This window comes from Arthrobacter sp. LjRoot14, assembly GCF_964253905.1.
Classification (GTDB): domain Bacteria; phylum Actinomycetota; class Actinomycetes; order Actinomycetales; family Micrococcaceae; genus Arthrobacter.
This window is the reverse complement of the sequence record NZ_CAXURL020000001.1, coordinates 40515-56014: the sequence shown is the minus strand read 5'-3', so window position 1 is coordinate 56014 and position 15500 is coordinate 40515. Positions and strand designations below refer to the sequence as shown.

Annotated in this window: 17 protein-coding genes and 1 pseudogene; 7 read left to right on the top strand and 11 right to left on the bottom strand. The window is 63.9% G+C overall.

The window, feature by feature from the left end; genetic code table 11:
* Positions 1-16 precede the first annotated feature (16 nt).
* A complete protein-coding gene (locus ACSQ12_RS00275) occupies positions 17-1405 on the bottom strand; it encodes a flavin monoamine oxidase family protein (protein WP_436063871.1) in 1389 nt (462 codons plus the stop codon).
* A gap of 141 nt (positions 1406-1546) precedes the next feature.
* Between ACSQ12_RS00275 and ACSQ12_RS00270 the strand changes: the two genes are divergently transcribed.
* The 7 genes and pseudogenes from ACSQ12_RS00270 to ACSQ12_RS00240 all read left to right on the top strand — a co-directional run bounded on the left by ACSQ12_RS00270 (position 1547) and on the right by ACSQ12_RS00240 (position 7034).
* A complete protein-coding gene (locus tag ACSQ12_RS00270; protein WP_011689910.1) occupies positions 1547-2248 on the top strand; it encodes a TetR/AcrR family transcriptional regulator in 702 nt (233 codons plus the stop codon).
* 2 nt (positions 2249-2250) lie between these two features.
* The gene (locus ACSQ12_RS00265) at positions 2251-3135 is read left to right on the top strand and encodes a LysR family transcriptional regulator (RefSeq protein WP_436063870.1); all 885 of its coding nucleotides are present in this window, start codon (positions 2251-2253) and stop codon (positions 3133-3135) included.
* Between the two features lie 153 nt (positions 3136-3288).
* Complete coding sequence (gene kdgD, locus ACSQ12_RS00260; RefSeq protein WP_436063869.1) at positions 3289-4203, top strand: 5-dehydro-4-deoxyglucarate dehydratase; 915 nt, start codon at positions 3289-3291, stop codon at positions 4201-4203.
* Between the two features lie 26 nt (positions 4204-4229).
* Positions 4230-5837: an aldehyde dehydrogenase (NADP(+)) gene (locus ACSQ12_RS00255; RefSeq protein WP_436063868.1), complete on the top strand. Its 1608-nt coding sequence runs from the start codon at positions 4230-4232 to the stop codon at positions 5835-5837.
* Positions 5834-5968: pseudogene (gene gudD / locus ACSQ12_RS00250) on the top strand (glucarate dehydratase); the annotation flags it as partial. The gene ACSQ12_RS00255 and the pseudogene gudD, both read left to right, overlap by 4 nt.
* 145 nt (positions 5969-6113) lie before the next feature.
* Positions 6114-6236 (top strand): hypothetical protein, encoded by a 123-nt coding sequence (locus ACSQ12_RS00245; protein WP_436063867.1) that lies wholly within the window; start codon positions 6114-6116, stop codon positions 6234-6236.
* A 27-nt stretch (positions 6237-6263) separates the two neighbouring features.
* A complete protein-coding gene (locus ACSQ12_RS00240; protein WP_436063866.1) occupies positions 6264-7034 on the top strand; it encodes an AEC family transporter in 771 nt (256 codons plus the stop codon).
* 107 nt (positions 7035-7141) lie between these two features.
* Here the strand turns inward: ACSQ12_RS00240 and ACSQ12_RS00235 are convergent, their stop codons facing one another.
* The 10 genes from ACSQ12_RS00235 to ACSQ12_RS00190 all read right to left on the bottom strand — a co-directional run bounded on the left by ACSQ12_RS00235 (position 7142) and on the right by ACSQ12_RS00190 (position 15477).
* Positions 7142-7759, bottom strand: coding sequence for an AAA family ATPase (locus ACSQ12_RS00235; RefSeq protein ID WP_436063865.1), 618 nt, complete (start codon positions 7757-7759; stop codon positions 7142-7144).
* Complete coding sequence (locus tag ACSQ12_RS00230; protein WP_436066893.1) at positions 7756-8442, bottom strand: HAD family hydrolase; 687 nt, start codon at positions 8440-8442, stop codon at positions 7756-7758. Before ACSQ12_RS00230 ends, ACSQ12_RS00235 begins: the two co-directional genes overlap by 4 nt.
* Complete coding sequence (locus ACSQ12_RS00225; protein ID WP_436063864.1) at positions 8439-8702, bottom strand: acyl carrier protein; 264 nt, start codon at positions 8700-8702, stop codon at positions 8439-8441. The genes ACSQ12_RS00230 and ACSQ12_RS00225 overlap by 4 nt, the downstream gene beginning before the upstream one ends.
* Positions 8678-9748 carry a beta-ketoacyl-ACP synthase III gene (locus ACSQ12_RS00220; RefSeq protein ID WP_436063863.1) on the bottom strand — a complete coding sequence of 357 codons (1071 nt, stop codon included), beginning with the start codon at positions 9746-9748 and terminating at the stop codon, positions 8678-8680. Before ACSQ12_RS00220 ends, ACSQ12_RS00225 begins: the two co-directional genes overlap by 25 nt.
* The gene (locus tag ACSQ12_RS00215; RefSeq protein ID WP_436063862.1) at positions 9732-10436 is read right to left on the bottom strand and encodes an AAA family ATPase; all 705 of its coding nucleotides are present in this window, start codon (positions 10434-10436) and stop codon (positions 9732-9734) included. Before ACSQ12_RS00215 ends, ACSQ12_RS00220 begins: the two co-directional genes overlap by 17 nt.
* Positions 10437-10482: 46 nt before the next feature.
* On the bottom strand, positions 10483-11472 hold the full coding sequence (locus ACSQ12_RS00210) for an AvrD family protein (protein WP_436063861.1): 990 nt from the start codon (positions 11470-11472) through the stop codon (positions 10483-10485).
* A gap of 26 nt (positions 11473-11498) precedes the next feature.
* Positions 11499-12959 (bottom strand): MFS transporter, encoded by a 1461-nt coding sequence (locus tag ACSQ12_RS00205; RefSeq protein WP_436063860.1) that lies wholly within the window; start codon positions 12957-12959, stop codon positions 11499-11501.
* Positions 12960-13027: 68 nt separating this feature from the next.
* Positions 13028-13765, bottom strand: a complete 738-nt coding sequence (locus ACSQ12_RS00200; RefSeq protein WP_436063859.1) for an MBL fold metallo-hydrolase — start codon at positions 13763-13765, stop codon at positions 13028-13030.
* A 137-nt stretch (positions 13766-13902) separates the two neighbouring features.
* A complete protein-coding gene (locus tag ACSQ12_RS00195; RefSeq protein ID WP_436063858.1) occupies positions 13903-14760 on the bottom strand; it encodes a helix-turn-helix transcriptional regulator in 858 nt (285 codons plus the stop codon).
* A 45-nt stretch (positions 14761-14805) separates the two neighbouring features.
* On the bottom strand, positions 14806-15477 hold the full coding sequence (locus ACSQ12_RS00190) for a thioesterase II family protein (RefSeq protein ID WP_436063857.1): 672 nt from the start codon (positions 15475-15477) through the stop codon (positions 14806-14808).
* Positions 15478-15500: the final 23 nt, after the last annotated feature.

Sequence of the window (15500 nt, the reverse complement as noted above, 5' to 3'; positions counted from 1 at the left end):
AACTGTCGGTGTATTCCTACTGCGTGACTGAAGCGCGGTGGGCGACGGCGGCAACCCGTGCGGCGGTCATCTGACCCATCCGGATGGCGCCGTCGACGTGCTGGTATCCCTCGGCCGCCAGGTCGGAGGAGCTCCAGTAGATAGGTCCCACAGGCTGATGCTGGTCCTTGCCGTACCGGTGCAGGCCGCCGAGGTCGTAGCTGGAGGCATAGGCGCCGCGCGTCCATTCCTCGGCGCCCCAGTCGGACTCGTAGTACACCTCGGGCTCCAGTGCCTTGTCGCCCAGGAAGGCCGCGATGGATTCCAGGATGGTGCGCTTGCGCTCTTCGGCGCTCAACTCAAAGACGGCGTCGGCTTTCTCGTCCGAGACGAAACCCACCAGCGTGCCGCGGGAGTCCCCGTGGTTGGTGTTGTCGTAGACCTCCTGCACCAGCGAGCCGGCGCTGAAGCAGGTGCCAGAGAGGCCCTCCTCGCGCCAGAACGGGGTCTTGTAGACGGCGTGCACCTTGATGACCAAGCCCAATGACTGGTGCTGGTGCATCTGGTGCTGGCGGCGCGGCAGCGGCGGATTGAAGGAGACCCGCGAATACAGGTTGGGCGGCACCGCCATGATCACGTAGCGGGCATTCACCGTGGCCCGCTCCGACACCACAGTGACGCGCGGGCCGCCGTCGCGCTCTTCCGTCCAGTTAATCGTGCGCACCGGGCTGTTAAGAACGACGTCGTCACCCAGTTCGCGTGCCTGCAGCAGCGAAACCTGCTGCATGCCGCCCACAACGCGCTTGTCCAGGATGAAGTCCTCATCCGTCAGGTGGCTGAAGGAGCCGGCGGAGGCGGCCATCAGGACAGCCTGCAGCGCGGAGAATGCGTGCGCGGGTTTGGTCAGCATGCCGCCGGCGATGAACAGGCCGATGTTGTTGCACGCCTCCTCATCCGGGGAGTTCTGGCGGAGCCAGTGGTGGAAGGAAATGGTGTCCAGCTCCCGGGCCTTGGGATGCGCCCAGGGCTCGGTGGGTCCGATTTCCGCCGCCAGCCCGTCCAGCACGCCGATCAGCTTGTCCATTTCCGCTGCCGTGGTGTCGCTGACCGGGAAGGAGTCACCGGTGTAGCGGGTCTTCGTGCCATCGGCGCCGATGTAGATCGACTCGCCTTCGCGGTAGCGGGAGTACGTTTCCAGGCCCAGCTCGTCGAGGAGTTCCAGCAGCACGGTCTGGTCCGGCGAGACCCACTGGCCGCCGATTTCCAGCATGGCGCCGTCAATGGTGTCCGTCCAGGTGCGGCCGCCCACCCGGTCCCGCGCTTCCAGCACGACGACGCTGAGGCCTGCTTTTTTCAGTTGGCGGGCCGCGGTAAGTCCCGAGGGGCCAGCGCCTACGACGACGACGTCGCGGTCAAGTTCCAGCATGATGTCCTCTCCGTGGCCGCGGGAGTGATGCGCGCCACTAAATGAATGTCGTTCATTTAGGAAAACTATAGCGGTTCCGTCGCCGTCGCGGAAGGGGTCAATGGAATAATGCTGGGGACCCCGCCAGCAGAAAGGCCGACGATGCCGGCAGCCGCCCGCCAGAACACCCAACCCTCCGCAGACTCGCGCGAAGCAGCGGCTCAGCCGAAGCGCCGCGCGGGCCGGCCGGCCTCGGCGGTGCTAGACCAGGCCGTGATCACCGCGGCAGCGTTGCGGCTGATCGAAAAGAGCGGCTATGCCGGGCTCACCATGGCCGCCCTGGCCCGCTCGCTGCACGTGGCGCCGTCGGCCCTATACAACCACGTGACGTCCAAACGGGACGTCCTGGTTCTCGTGGAAGACCACCTGGCCGCACTGGTGGATGTGTCCGCTTTCGGCCGGGAAGACTGGGATGAAGCCCTGCGCCGATGGGCATGGAGCTACCGGGACGTTTTTTCCAAGCACACGCCGCTCATCCCGGTGATCGCGGTCCTGCCAGTCACGGACGCGCCCCAGACCCTGGCCATGTACGAGACGGTCAGCGAAGGGCTGCGGGAGGCCGGCTTCCCTGAGGAACGGATCATCTCCTCGATCGTGGCGCTCGAGTCCTTCATTTTCGGCTCGGCCTTCGACGTCACGGCTCCGGCGGACATCTTCGATCCGGGCAGCATGGCGGAATCCACGCCCAATTTCACGGCCGCGGTGCAGAGCCTCGCCGAACAAGGCCACGAAAAGCCCGCTGACATCGCCTTCAGCCTGGGCCTGGAGGCATTGATTTCGGGGCTCGGGGCGCTGCGGAACTAGGAATGTTCACTTTTGACCAGCTGGCAGGGTTCATTGCCGTCGCGGAAGAACTTCACTTCGGCCGGGCCGCAGAACGGCTCAACATGACCCAACCGCCCCTGAGCCGCCAGATCCAGAAGCTTGAAAAGACCGTGGGCGCGGAGCTGCTGGAACGCGACAACCGGAAGGTCCGCCTGACGGCCGCGGGCAGGGCTTTCCTGGAGGAAGCCCGGCGGCTCATGGCACTGGCCGATCGTGCGCCCCTCACGGCACAACGAATCGCGTCCGGCAGCTCCGGCCTGATACGGATCGGCTTTACGGCGGCCAGCGGCTTCAGCATCCTGGGCCCGCTCCTGGAGAAGATTTCGGCAGGGCTGCCCGGCGTGGATATCGACCTGCAGGAACTCGTGACGGGTGAGCAGGTCGCCGGGCTGCAATCCGGCGAGCTCGACCTCGGCCTTGCCCGGCCTCCAATCAACAGGGACATTTTTGCTTCGCATGTGCTTCAACGCGAGACGATGGTGCTTGCTGCGCCGTCCGGGCACCCCCTGACGGAACTCAACCGGCCCGCCAGGGAGGACGACCTCAAGGACGTGCCCCTCATCATGCATTCACCCGGCGAGGCCAGCTATTTCTACGACCTTGCGGTCAGGATGCTCCAAATCCAGCATGCCAACGTGGTTCACACGGTCAGCCAGATCCTCACTATGGTGTCCCTGGTTGCGGCGAAGCGCGGAGTAGCCCTGGTCCCCCGATCCACTTCCCTTCTTGGCGTTCAGGGCGTCGAGTTCGTGCCGCTGGAAGGCAGTGCGAACTATCCGGTGGAGCTGCACGCCGTCTGGAACCGCAGTATCACCAACCCCGCCCTGTCCCAGACCCTGGAAGTCCTGGGGTACCAGGACGATTGAGTCGGGCTGCCCCGGGACGGGTGGCCGGTAAGCGATACCTTGAAAGCATCAAAGGATACAAAAACAGCCTTGGACAGGCATCACACGGCTCCCTAGGCTGAAGGGGAAGACATCACCTGCCGCACCGCTGCGGCGCCGACATGGAGGACAATCGTGGCCAAACACTCACCCCAGGAACTCGCCAGTGTTCTCAAAGACGGGTTGCTCTCGTTCCCGGTGACCTCGTTCGATTCGCAGCTCCGGTTCGACGAGGAAAACTACCGCAAGCACCTTGCCTGGCAGGCCAGCTACCCGGTGGCCGGGCTCTTCGCCGCCGGCGGCACGGGCGAAGGCTTCTCCCTCACGCCGGCTGAATCCGCCCGCGTCGTCCGCGCCGCCGTCGAAGAAGTCGGCAGCATAGTCCCCGTCCTGGCGTCAGCCGGCGGTTCCACGGCCCAGGCCATCGAAAACGCCCAGGCCGCCGAAGCGGCTGGTGCGGAGGGCATCCTGCTGCTGCCGCCGTACCTGACGGAAGCGGACCAGGGCGGCCTGATCGACCATGTCAGTGCCGTCTGCCGTTCCACGTCGCTCGGTGTCATCATCTACAACCGCGCCAACGCGATCTACAAGGACACCACCGTGGCCACCCTGGCCGACCGGCACGAAAACCTGATCGGGTTCAAGGACGGCGTGGGCGACCTCGAACACGACGCCCGCGTCTACGCCAAGCTCGGCGACCGCCTCTTCTACCTCGGCGGCCTCCCGACGGCTGAGACTTTCGCACTGCCGCTGTTGCAGCTGGGAATGAGCACCTACTCCAGCGCCATGTACAACTTCGTCCCGCAGTTCGCCCTGGACTTCTACCAGGACGTGCGCAACCACGACCGCGTGGCCGTCAACAAGAAGCTCAACGACTTCGTCATCCCTTACCTGGATATCCGCGACCGGGTCAAGGGATACTCCGTTTCCATCGTCAAGGGCGGACTGGATGCCATCGGACGCTCTGCCGGCGGCGTCCGTCCCCCGCTGCAGAACCTGGCCCCGCAAGACCTGGCAGACCTCAAAGCGCTCATCGCCACCGTCTCCTGATCCACTGTCTCCTAGAAGTAACCACCATGACACTCACCGGACATTCCCTGATCGCCGGGCAGGCCGTCGCCGGCGAAGGCAAGACTGCCTTTGGCTTCAACCCCGCAAGCAACGAACAGCTTGACCCCGCCTACACCCTGCTTACCGAGGACCAGCTCAAGGCAGCCACCGCCGCGGCCGCCGACGCCTACCCGTCCTTCAGCACCCTCGATCCCGAGACGCACGCCGGCTTCCTGGAAGCCATTGCGGACAACATCGAGGCCATCGGTGACGAACTGATCATCCGGGCAGGCCAGGAGACCGGCCTGCCCGCGGCCCGGCTGCAGGGCGAACGCGCCCGCACCACCGGCCAGCTCCGCCTGTTCGCCACGGTGGTCAGGCAGGGCGATTTCCGCGGCGTCCGCATCGATCCGGCTTTGCCGGAGCGCACGCCGCTCCCCCGCGTCGACATCCGCCAGCGCCAGATTCCGCTGGGACCGGTGGCCGTCTTCGGCGCCAGCAACTTCCCGCTGGCCTTTTCGACGGCGGGAGGAGACACCGCCTCGGCCCTCGCCGCGGGGTGCCCGGTGGTCTTCAAGGCCCACAACGCCCACCCGGGCACGGGCGAACTCGTCGGCCAGGCCATCGTGAAGGCCGTCCGCGACTCAGGTCTGCACCCGGGCGTCTTCTCGCTCATCTACGGCCCCGGCAGCAGCATCGGCCAGGCCCTCGTGGCGGACCCTGCCATCAAGGCCGTGGGCTTCACCGGCTCACAAAGCGCCGGCATCGCCCTGATGCGCACCGCGGCGGCACGGCCCGAGCCCATCCCGGTCTATGCGGAAATGTCTTCGCTCAACCCGGTCTTCGTCTTCCCCGGCGCCCTCAAGGGTGATGTCGACGCACTCGCCCGGCAGTACGTCGCGGCCGTCACCGGAAGTTCAGGGCAGCTCTGCACATCCCCCGGCCTGCTGTTCGCCCCGGCCGGCGAGGCAGGCGACAAACTGGCTGCCGCCGTCGGACGCGCAGTCTCCGCCTGTGCCGGCCAGACCATGCTGACCGCCGGCATCGCCGGTTCCTGGAACGACGGCGCCGAGGCGCTCGGCGCCGCCCCCAACGTGACCGTCGTCGGCCAGGGTACCCCCGGTCCCACCGAGAACGCGCCGGCGCCCACCATCTTCGGCACAGGCATCGCGGACTTCGTCGGCAACCATGTACTGCACGCCGAGATCTTCGGCGCTGCCAGCCTGGTGATCCGCTACTCCACCGCAGCGGAACTGATCGAGGCCACCTACCGGCTCGAGGGCCAGCTCACCGCTTCCCTGCAGCTCACCGAGGAGGACTACCCGACGGCGGCGCAACTGCTGCCCGCCCTCGAACAGAAGGTGGGGCGGATCATCGTCAACGGCTGGCCCACCGGCGTCGAAGTGGGACATGCCATGGTCCACGGCGGCCCCTTCCCCGCGACGTCGGACACCCGCACGACGTCGGTGGGCACCTTGGCGATCAACCGCTTCCTGCGGCCGGTCGCGTACCAGAACCTGCCCCAGGAACTGCTCCCCGCTCCGTTGCAGGATGCGAACCCGTGGCACCTTAACCGCCGGATAGACGGCACGGTTGAGGCCGCAGCAGACGCAAGGGACGAGGTCAACGCATGAGTACCCAGCCCACGATCGCCAAGGTTGAGGTAGTTCCCGTCGCCGGGCACGACAGCGTGCTCATGAACCTCAGCGGCGCGCACGGTCCGTTCTTCACCCGCAACGTGGTGATCATTACCGACTCGGACGGCTGGTCCTTCGACCCGAAGCGTCCCTGCCTGGTGCGCTAGAACCCGTCCGCAAGAACCGAAAGCTTCCGCACGGCCGGCCCTCCTGATGCAACAGGAAGACGGCCGTGCGGAACCCAAAAACACAGGTAAATAGAAGGGCGCACTTTTGGGCGGCGTTGTCTCCGGAATACTCATCGTCTCCGCCGTCATTGCCGTGGGCTATTTCGCCGCCCGCTTTCGGATCCTGGGACCGGAAGTCCAGGGCGCGCTCACCCGAACCGCCTATTAGGTCACCAACCCGGCACTGCTGTTCACCGTGGTGGCCGGCAGCGATATCCGGGCGGCCCTCGGAACGGACGCCCCGCTGGCGCTGCTCTCGGCAGCGATAGTGGGGCTTCTCTATTGCCTGGCAAGTTTCCTGTTTTTCCGCCGGCCCGCGGCGGAAACGGCAGTGGGTGCCATGGCCAGCAGCTATGCCAATGCGAACAACATCGGCATTCCGGTGTCGCTCTATGCCGTCGGAACCGCGCAGCACGTGGCGCCCGTGCTCCTGGTGCAGATTCTGGTGATGGCGCCGTTCTATCTCACGGTGCTGGGCCTGGTTTCCGGATCCAGAATCTCCTGGAAGAAGCTTCTCCTTCAGCCCTTCGCCAACCCGATGATCATCGCCTCAGGACTGGGTGCAGCGGTGGCCCTGACGGGCTGGAGCGCCCCGGACCTCCTGCAGAAACCCATCGACATGCTGGCCGGAGGGGCGGTGCCGATGGTGCTGCTGGCCTTCGGGCTGTCACTCGCCGGCCGGGCCCCGCTGCAAAAAGACGATGGCCGCACCGAGACCCTCGTGGCCACGTTCCTGAAGATCGCCGGAATGCCGCTCATCGTGTGGGTCCTTGGCCGTTTTGTCTTCGGCCTGGAGGGGCAGCACCTGCTGGCCAGCGTCATCATGGCCGCACTCCCCACCGCGCAGAACGTGTTCCTCTTCGCGTCCCCCTACGGCCGCGGCATGACCGTGGCGCGTGACGTGATCCTCTGCACCACCTTGCTGAGCATCGGTGCGCTGCTCGTGGTCGCGTGGCTGGTGGGTTAGGGCCGGGGGCCGCTGACCCTCCAACAGGGCCAATCCCCGGGCGCCCCAGACTGACGAAACGTCGTCCGGGCGTCGGCATCATCAGTACCTGAAGTTTTACCCCCACTTCATATACTGAAGCCTGATCCTGCAAGCCCTCGGCCTGCTGGTCCCACAACGGCCAGTGCCGTGTCGAGACGTTCCTGAACGGTGCCACTCAGAATTCGGACTGGCTTGCGGCCCTTCGACAGCAGCTCGTACAGACGGAGGTGGGCCTCGTTCTGAAAGCGGTCGCTGATAGGGGCACCCCCACGAGGAAGTGGAAACTCCACGGGCAGGAAGAAGATCTCGTCGTATGCCGTCTCGGCGTATTCCAGCGCCTCCTCGGCGAAGGAATCAATCAGGTTGAGCTGAACTTCGGTTGCCGGAGATGGCACCGGGTCCTGGTCCTCGGTCGGGAAGATGCCCAAGCTGAGCCGCACTGAGGCGTAAACCCACTCGTGAAGGACCGAACCGTCGGAGATCACGTCCGGCACGCTCTGTTCCTGGACAATGCGCTCTGTGTATCGCCGCTGGCTCAGCTGAAGGACCTCTTCATTGGTGCAGTCCTGTAGAGACTTCAGCTGACCACGAGCGGGGTTGTGCATGGGTGTCGGTACCGGGGCTACCAGCCCCGTTGCTGCTTCCAGTGCCTTTGTGAGTGTTGTCTTTCCGGCGCCGTGGGCGCCAGTAATCGCGATTTTCAAATTGCTTCCTTACGTGTTTCTAGCTGCTGCCATCCGGCACGCTGTGAGTGCAGAGCAAGCGCGGTGTTCGTGCTGTTCACCGCGATCGGGCTGCCAGTGAGCTCCATGAACGGCGCATCCGAAATGTCATCCCCATAGGCATGGGAAAGGTCCAGACGGACTGAGCTGCTGACCGCATGGGCCCTTACGGCTGCTGCTTTTCCCTGTCCGATCATCGGGGTGCGTATTTCTCCCGTGTACCTGCCTGCTTCGACCACCAGTTCTGTGGCCAGGATGTCTTCCACTTTGATATGGGTGGCCAGTGGCAGGAGGGCCGGGGCGAAGGACCCGCTGACTAGCACAATCCGGTCACCCCGGCCGCGGTGGAGTTCAAGCAGGTGACGCATCTCCTCGAAGACCAGGCGGTCGCCGTGATCTTCGAGTGCACGCGAAAACCATTGCTTGCCCAGTTCTGATGTCTCTTCCACGTCCCGGCCCGCCCACCACCGGAAGTAGTCCCGGTTGGTCTGTTCCCGCGGCACGCCAAGGCTCTTTAGCCTGCGGAGTCCGGCAATGAAATCCAGCCCGTCTTCGAGGCGGTCTTGTTCAGCGGCATCGAAGAGCAGGAGTTCAAACATGGTGGTAAGCGGAGTCAGGGTGCCGTCGACATCAAAATAGGCTGCCGCCCCTTGGACTGAAGTCAGGGCGTATCCTCCGGCGCCCGGCGGGAGCTGACAATATCGCTGAGGGCGGAGAAGGACCCGGCTTCGGCGATTTCCCAGTCATGGAGGGTGAATCCGTACTTCTGACTGATCATCACGGCGATCTCGACGAGGGAGAGCGAGTCCACTTCCATTTCATCGAAACTGGTTCCGGCATTGGCGTCACCAATGATTTCCGGTGCGGCTGAACGAATGAGCTCGACGAGTTCCTCGGCGCTTACGAGGATTGCAGACTGGGACATGGTGTTGTCCTTTCAATGAGGTCCTGTTGTGGATCTGTCACAGTAATTCCGGGCCACGACAATGTCGCCGCACCCCAGGTGGTGCCGCCGCCGAAGGCGGTGAGCAGCATCTTGTCACCCTTGCTGAACTTGCTCGCGTAGTCTGCCAGGGCCAGTGGAATGGAGGCCGCCGAGGTGTTTCCCACGCGGTCCAGGTGCAGGACTGCCCGTTCCGGCGGGATGCCTAGAACGCCGGCAACGCGGTTGAGTATGCGCTGGTTCGCCTGGTGGGCGATGAGCCAGTCAACGTCTTCAGCGTTCCATCCGCTGTCTGCGAGGGCGGTTCGGGATGAGCCCGCCATCGCCTCGACAGCTTTGGCAAACACTTCTTTGCCCTGCATGGTGAAAAATCGGTCGGCGTCCAGCGTTCCAGCATTCACGGGCATCCGTGATCCTCCTGCCGTGACCTTGATCAGGTCCTGGCAGGTGCCGTCTGAATGCAGGTCAAAGGCGGACACTTGTCCTGGCTGACCTTCTTCGCCAGCTCCGACAATGACCGCTCCCGCGCCATCCCCGAAAATGATGGCAGTATTGCGGTCTTCCGGGTTGATGATGGCGCTGAACATATCGGCCCCGATCACCAGTACGTTCCGGTTCTGGCCGGAGAGGACCGCAGCATTGGCCTGCGCGAGGGCATATATAAAACCCGAACAGACCGCTGCCAGGTCGAAGGCCGCTACAGGCCCCAGCCCAAGTCTGCTGGCTACCGCTGGGGCGGTCGCAGGGCAGGGATGATCCGGGGTGGTTGTTGCCAGGATGACCAGATCGATGTCGGGGTTCCCTGCGGAAGCGAGTGCCCGTCGTCCGGCCTCGGTAGCCATATCACTGGTGGCTTCCCCTTCGGCGGCGAACCGTCGGGTCCTTATCCCCGTGCGCGTGCGGATCCACTCATCGGTGGTGTCCAGACGGCTCTCCAGGTCCTGGTTGGTGATGACACCTGTAGGAACGTAACCGCCCAGGCCCTGGAGGACAACTGCATCCGGCTTTCGTTTAGTGCGAGCCGGCAAGTTCGCGGTCCTTTTCGTTGCGGACGTCCAGTGCATCGTATTCTTCCTGGGCGCGCCGGATGGCCTCGTCGATGCTCATGACGCGGGGCAGGTTGTAGTGGGCGGCGATGCCTTCCAGGCGCTCCGGGATTGATCCGCCGATGGTGACATTGGGAATGCCGAGCTTAGTGATTTCGTCCTGAATCATCTGATCGGCGAGGGCACGGAATTTCTCGTTGACGGGGCGGTGCCCGTCGGCGACGAGGGGAAATTCGATGGGCAGGTGCACGAAGGCGTCGTAGTTGGCTAGGGCGTGCTGCTTGGCCGGCACGCCGAGGGCGTTTATGACATCTTCGAAGAAGACCAGCTTGCCGGTCTTCTCCACCGTCTCGAGGTCGACGGAGTCGTTGGGGTTGATCCCCACCAGGACACGGACGGTGCCGTAGATCCACTCGTGAAGGGATGAGCCGTCGGAGATGAAGGTGTCGCCGAGGTGGGATTCGTTGACGGCGCGCTCGGTGTTGCGTCGGGTGATGAGCATAAGGATTTCCGCCGCGGTGCACTCTTCCAGGGTCTTGCCCGGAACGGAGATGGGAAGCAGCTCGCGCATTGTCTTGGCGGCGCTGCGGGGCATGCCAGTCAGGTGGGCCAACGCCATGGTCGTGAAGGTCTTGCCGGAGGAGTAGGTGCCGGAGATTGCGAGTTTCATGTGTCGTCTTTCGTTAGATGCGAAGGGGAGTTGGTGGTTCGTGTGGTCAGCCCGGAAGCTGGTGCGCGACGTCGCAAGTGATCTCGAGGTGGTCGCCTATCCGCCCGACGATGTCTGCGCAGCGCCATTGCTCGCCGTTCAGCGGCAAGGTTCTGGGGCGGCGCAGGCGCACGTCGAGGGGAAGATCGGTGAGGATGCTGGTGGGCGGGGCAGTAGCTGTGATGACTGTCCGGCGCATCCAGAGGGTATTACTGTCGGCCCTTGTCATGCGGTCGAGCTCGTAGAGCAGGACCTGCCCGAGTTGCAGGGTGGCGACGAAGCCTTCGAGCAGGGAGAGCCCGGGCTGGTAGCCGGCCTCCAAGCCGAGACCTGGGGTATCTCCGTTACCACCGGTGACAATGAGCGTCGCTTCGGCGGTGGTGGCGCCAGTTCCGACGCTTACGTTCCGGATGTCTGAACGGCGGGACTTGTAGATGTCGCCGTAGATCCTGCGTGCCGTGTCCCCGATGAGGGCATCAGGGTTGTCAGTGCGCAGATTGGCCTTGGAGGCCACACACATCGGGTGGTGGAGTGCGAGGACCGCTTTCATGGAGGCCATCTCGACGCTGACGTGGATGATCCCGTCTGTTGATTGGCCGTTCGTTTCCGCTGTAACGGGGAAGTCGTCAAGGGTGTCCTCAACGGGTTCCGAGCCGGCGGTGATGGTCAACTCGCGGACGTACACCAGGGGCAGGATCGAGGGGGCATACCGGCTGGCCAGCAGAGCCTCGGAGGCTTCCAGAGCCAGCACGATGGCGTCCGTGGTGCCCAGGTGCGGCTTTTGTGACGTCGAGCCTTTGATCGACCAGAGGTCCCCGACCCGCACCGACCCGCGTGCATCCATGTGGCTTATTCCGTCCGGGGTGTGCCGGATGGAAAGCTTTCGTAGTGCCGGAGTCGTTTTGCGGTAGCCGCTGCCGAAGAAGCGGGCAGTGGATGGCCCCAGGTAGTCGTCGACGTTGGCCAGAACAAGCGGGTCGGGGATGGTCAGGCTCATGGCACTGTGCTTTCTGTTGAGGTGTCTTAGACGGCTTCAGCGGCTGCGAGTTCAGGCTCGGCCGGGCTTGTCTTTTTGGTGGGCAGGAAGATCAGGATGAGTGCGGCTGCGGCCAGGATGACCAGGGCGTTGACCAGGAGTCCGAAGTGCACGCCGCCAAGGATTGCATCGGCCGTGGACGGGTCAGCGTAGTTGCCGGTGGTGAAGGCCAGCGCGATGGCGCTGACGATCGGGGTGCCGATGGTGAAGGCCACCTGCTGGGTCTGGCCGGCAAGCCCTGTCGCCAGGCCCTGTTCGGTGTCGGGGAGCCCCGAGGTGACAGCAACTGTGTATGCCACGATGCACAGCACGTGTCCGAAGCCGCCGATGGCGGTGGCGATCAGGATGTGCGTGAAGCCGATCCCGGCGTTCATGCCCAGCAGCAGGAAGCTCGATGTCGAGACACCCTGCAGCGCGAGGCCAAGGATCAGGGTGGCTTTGGCACCGATCCTGTTGATGATGTTGGCTGCGACGAGTCCTCCAGTGAAGGCGCCGGCACCGAGAACACCGAAGGCCAGGCCGGTGGCGAACGCCGATGATTCCAGTACCCGCTGCAAGTAGATCGTGAGCAAGAAGACTTTGCCGCTCTCCATGGAGAACGTTACGAGCCCGCCCAGGTTTCCCAGAGACACGGAGGGGCGCTTGAGGATGGTCACGGCCGCCAGCGGGTGGGATGACCGTGCCTCGATGTTCCAGAAGACAACGGACGCCAGGGCGGCGGCGGCCAGCAGGCCCAGGGTCCAGGGTGAGGTCCAGCCTTCGCGTTCGACGGAGGTGACTCCAAGGACCAGGGCTAGAAGGCCGAGAGTGAGGGTGATTGCGCCGGGGACGTCAAGCTTTTGCTTGATCCTGGCGGACAGGTCCTGGATTACGAACGGCGCCAGGGCGAGGATGATGATTCCGACCGGGACGTTGATGAAGAAGGTGAAGCGCCACCCGAAGAGGTCGGTGAGGACGCCCCCGAGGACTGCTCCGACAGCGAAGCCCAGGGACAGCAGGGCGCCGTTAAGACCGAGGGCCTTGTTGCGGAGCGGACCTTCCTCGAAGGAAGTGGTCAGGAGGGACAGCGCCGCAGGCATGGTGATGGCCGTGGCTAGGCCCTGACCGATGCGGGCTGCGAAGAGGACGGAAGAATCGGTGGCCAGGCCGCCGACTGCGGAGGCAATCGTGAGGATGACCATACCGGTAAGAAACATCTTCTTCCGGCCGTAATAGTCACCGATGCGTCCCATGAGCAGGACAAGACCGGCAGCGGCAAGGGCGAAGAGGGTAATGATCCACTGCAGGTCACCGTCAGCAATGCCGAGGTCCTGCCCCATGGCCGGCAGGGCCACGGTGACAATGGAGAAGTCGAGGGCGAACATGAACTGCGCGCCGAGCAGCAGGGTCAAAATGAGCCGCTGGCGGCCAGTAAGGGCAAGCGCGGGAGGATGCGTTTTTGTTGGCATGCTTCCAGCCTGTCGGGGTCGCAACAGCCTATCCAGAGTCCCTTTATGGTGGTGGTGGATCCACTACCCTAAGAGACCGGCTCCCAGTGCCGTTCCCCGTCCGGCCCGGCGCCGACGCGTCCGAACACTACGTCTCCGAAATGCATGCCGGCTCCTATAGCTCCGCTTTCGGCCAGAAAGTTAAGGACACGTTCTCTGGAGATGAGTGACTCCTGCGGGTCGGCTTCAAAGCACGAGTTCAGTTCCGGCTGCCAGACCTGCACCGGGCTGTGCATGACGTCGCCGAAGCACAGCAGCTGCTCGGTTTGCGACTCGATCAGGTACGACATGTGCCCGCGGGTATGGCCAGGGGTGGCCAGCGCCGTAACCCCAGGGATTATCTGTGTGCCGTCGCTGATCGCGGTCCACTGCGGTCCCGTCTTTCCCGGGTGCCCGGCAAGTTCAGCCGCTCCGGCAAACTTCGGGGTGTCGGCCAGGAGCGCACCGGGTCCGTGTCCGCCGTTGAGCCAGCCGGTGTGGTCCTCATGCAGGTGGGTGAAAGCCACTGCGTCGAGGCGGTCCGGTAGGACACCATGGCTACCCAGTTGCCCGCCATGCATGGCGCCCAGTGCGGGGTGGGATTGCTCCGCGGGCAGCTGGCGAGACCCGAAGCCGGCGTCGATGAGGAGCGACTTTCCGGCGCCGGTAATGAGCAGTGCCCCGATTGATCCGGTGAGGAATCCGTCGTCCCCGATCAGGTCCTCGTGCCCGTTATATATTTGGTGCCCGTCCGGCAGGGAAAACCAGGCGTCAGGGTGCAGCTGCACATATCCGTCCGGCAGGTACGTGACGGTGAACTCTCCGACGCTGATACTGCGTAAGGCCGAGGCCGAGCGCCATCGTTGCGGGGCTAAAGGGGCATGGCCGGTGCTGTTGCTCAGGGTTCTCTCCTTGATAGAGGTGGTCAGACAGCGCGTGCGAGTGCTTCGGCGGTGCCGGAACCTATTTTGGGCAGGTACAGGAAGACACGGAGGTCGTTTCCGCCGACTGGGTTGAGCACAACGGATTCGAAGGTGAGCCGTCCCAGCTGGTTGTGGTCGAAGACAAGATCGACATGGGGCTCAACGCCAACCACATAGTTGTCCCAGTACTCCTTGAACTCCGGGGAGACCGCCGCGATTTTTTCCGCGAGCATCCCGAAAATCGGATCGCCCGCGTACATTGCGGCTTGTCTGTGGAACTGCGCAGCCATCATGCGGCCGGCCAGTTCCCGGTGGGGGTAGTGCGCGGCGACGTCCGGTTTCGTGAAAAAAGCTTCAAGGCAGTTTGAACCGACGCTGATCCCGAAGACGTACTCTGCCAGCTCGTTCGTTGCGATGACATTCCAGTACCTGTCGACTGCGTACGCCGGAGAGTTTGTGAAACCGGCCAAAGTCCGGGACATGAGTGCGCGTACTTCGGCCGCCGCCGAGCGGCGGACTGGCTGCTGTTTCCCGGCAAGTTCGTACAGGTGCTCCAAATCTCCCTCTTCAAGGCGCAGCGCCTGTCCAATCGCGTCAATGACATCGGATGACACCCCGATGTCACGGCCCTGCTCGAGCCAGGTGTACCAGGTGACGCCAACATTGGCGAGAACAGCAACCTCCTCCCTTCGGAGGCCGGGGGTGCGCCGGCGGCTGCTGCTGGGCAGTCCTACATCCTGGGGCCGCAGCTGTTCGCGGCGGGCACGAAGAAACCGTGCCAGCCGTTGCCGGCGCGCCTCGCCTTCATCACTCCCACTGGGAACAGCGAACTTAGGGCTTTCGGTAATCAGCTGTGTCATTGGTCTGCTTTCGTCACGATTGCCGGGCTTAGCCCGGCTCTGAAACTAGGAAGCGGCAGCGGTTCCCGCGAGGTGCGCGTTGCAGGGAATCAACTGCCGCAGCACGACCATGAATTCATCGACAGCGGTACGGTGAAAAAGATGTCCCCCAACCACCTCATGGTAGCGGGGCAAAGGTGCACAATATTCCTCCCACCGCCGCATCCGACGAATGTTTACAAGCCTGTCACGTGAGCCGGTGATGAGATCCAGCTGAATCGGCAGCGGAGACATGGGCGGGGCGTACTCGCACGCCCTTTTGACCCCCGCAGCGGTTCGTTCCACAACGTATTCCGGCATAAGTGCCGGCGAGGGCTCGGTGGTGTCGAGGATCCTGAGAGCTTCCGCACTGTCCGGTAATGCGCCGGGAGCGGCCGAACCGCCAAGAATAACTGCCGCGGGCGAAGGCTTGCCCTGCCGAAGCAGCATCCTGCATACCTCATAAGCGACCAGGCCGCCCATACTGTGCCCATAAAACGCCGACGTCTCCATGTCAGCGTCCTGAATATTCACCAGCGCTCTGGATGCCAGGTGTTCGATGGTCTCAACAGTCCCGGCCCGGCATTCCAACGGAACACCAACGACGGTAACGGACGGGTGGAGCCGGGAACTCCAGGAGCGGAACTGCCACTCGGTGCCCCCAGCATGATGAAAGCAGAAAAGAGTAGTGCCGGCCATGCAGTGAGTATGGAGGACTCCGC

Bases quoted from the DNA above. Each gene is read 5' to 3' on its own strand.
- ACSQ12_RS00195 (WP_436063858.1), bottom strand. From the start codon at position 14,760: ATGACACAGCTGATTACCGAAAGCCCTAAGTTCGCTGTTCCCAGTGGG.
- ACSQ12_RS00205 (WP_436063860.1), bottom strand. From the start codon at position 12,959: ATGCCAACAAAAACGCATCCTCCCGCGCTTGCCCTTACTGGCCGCCAG.
- ACSQ12_RS00225 (WP_436063864.1), bottom strand. From the start codon at position 8,702: ATGTCCCAGTCTGCAATCCTCGTAAGCGCCGAGGAACTCGTCGAGCTC.
- ACSQ12_RS00190 (WP_436063857.1), bottom strand. From the start codon at position 15,477: ATGGCCGGCACTACTCTTTTCTGCTTTCATCATGCTGGGGGCACCGAG.
- ACSQ12_RS00215 (WP_436063862.1), bottom strand. From the start codon at position 10,436: ATGAAACTCGCAATCTCCGGCACCTACTCCTCCGGCAAGACCTTCACG.
- ACSQ12_RS00270 (WP_011689910.1), top strand. From the start codon at position 1,547: ATGCCGGCAGCCGCCCGCCAGAACACCCAACCCTCCGCAGACTCGCGC.
- ACSQ12_RS00210 (WP_436063861.1), bottom strand. From the start codon at position 11,472: ATGAGCCTGACCATCCCCGACCCGCTTGTTCTGGCCAACGTCGACGAC.
- ACSQ12_RS00255 (WP_436063868.1), top strand. From the start codon at position 4,230: ATGACACTCACCGGACATTCCCTGATCGCCGGGCAGGCCGTCGCCGGC.
- ACSQ12_RS00275 (WP_436063871.1), bottom strand. From the start codon at position 1,405: ATGCTGGAACTTGACCGCGACGTCGTCGTCGTAGGCGCTGGCCCCTCG.
- ACSQ12_RS00265 (WP_436063870.1), top strand. From the start codon at position 2,251: ATGTTCACTTTTGACCAGCTGGCAGGGTTCATTGCCGTCGCGGAAGAA.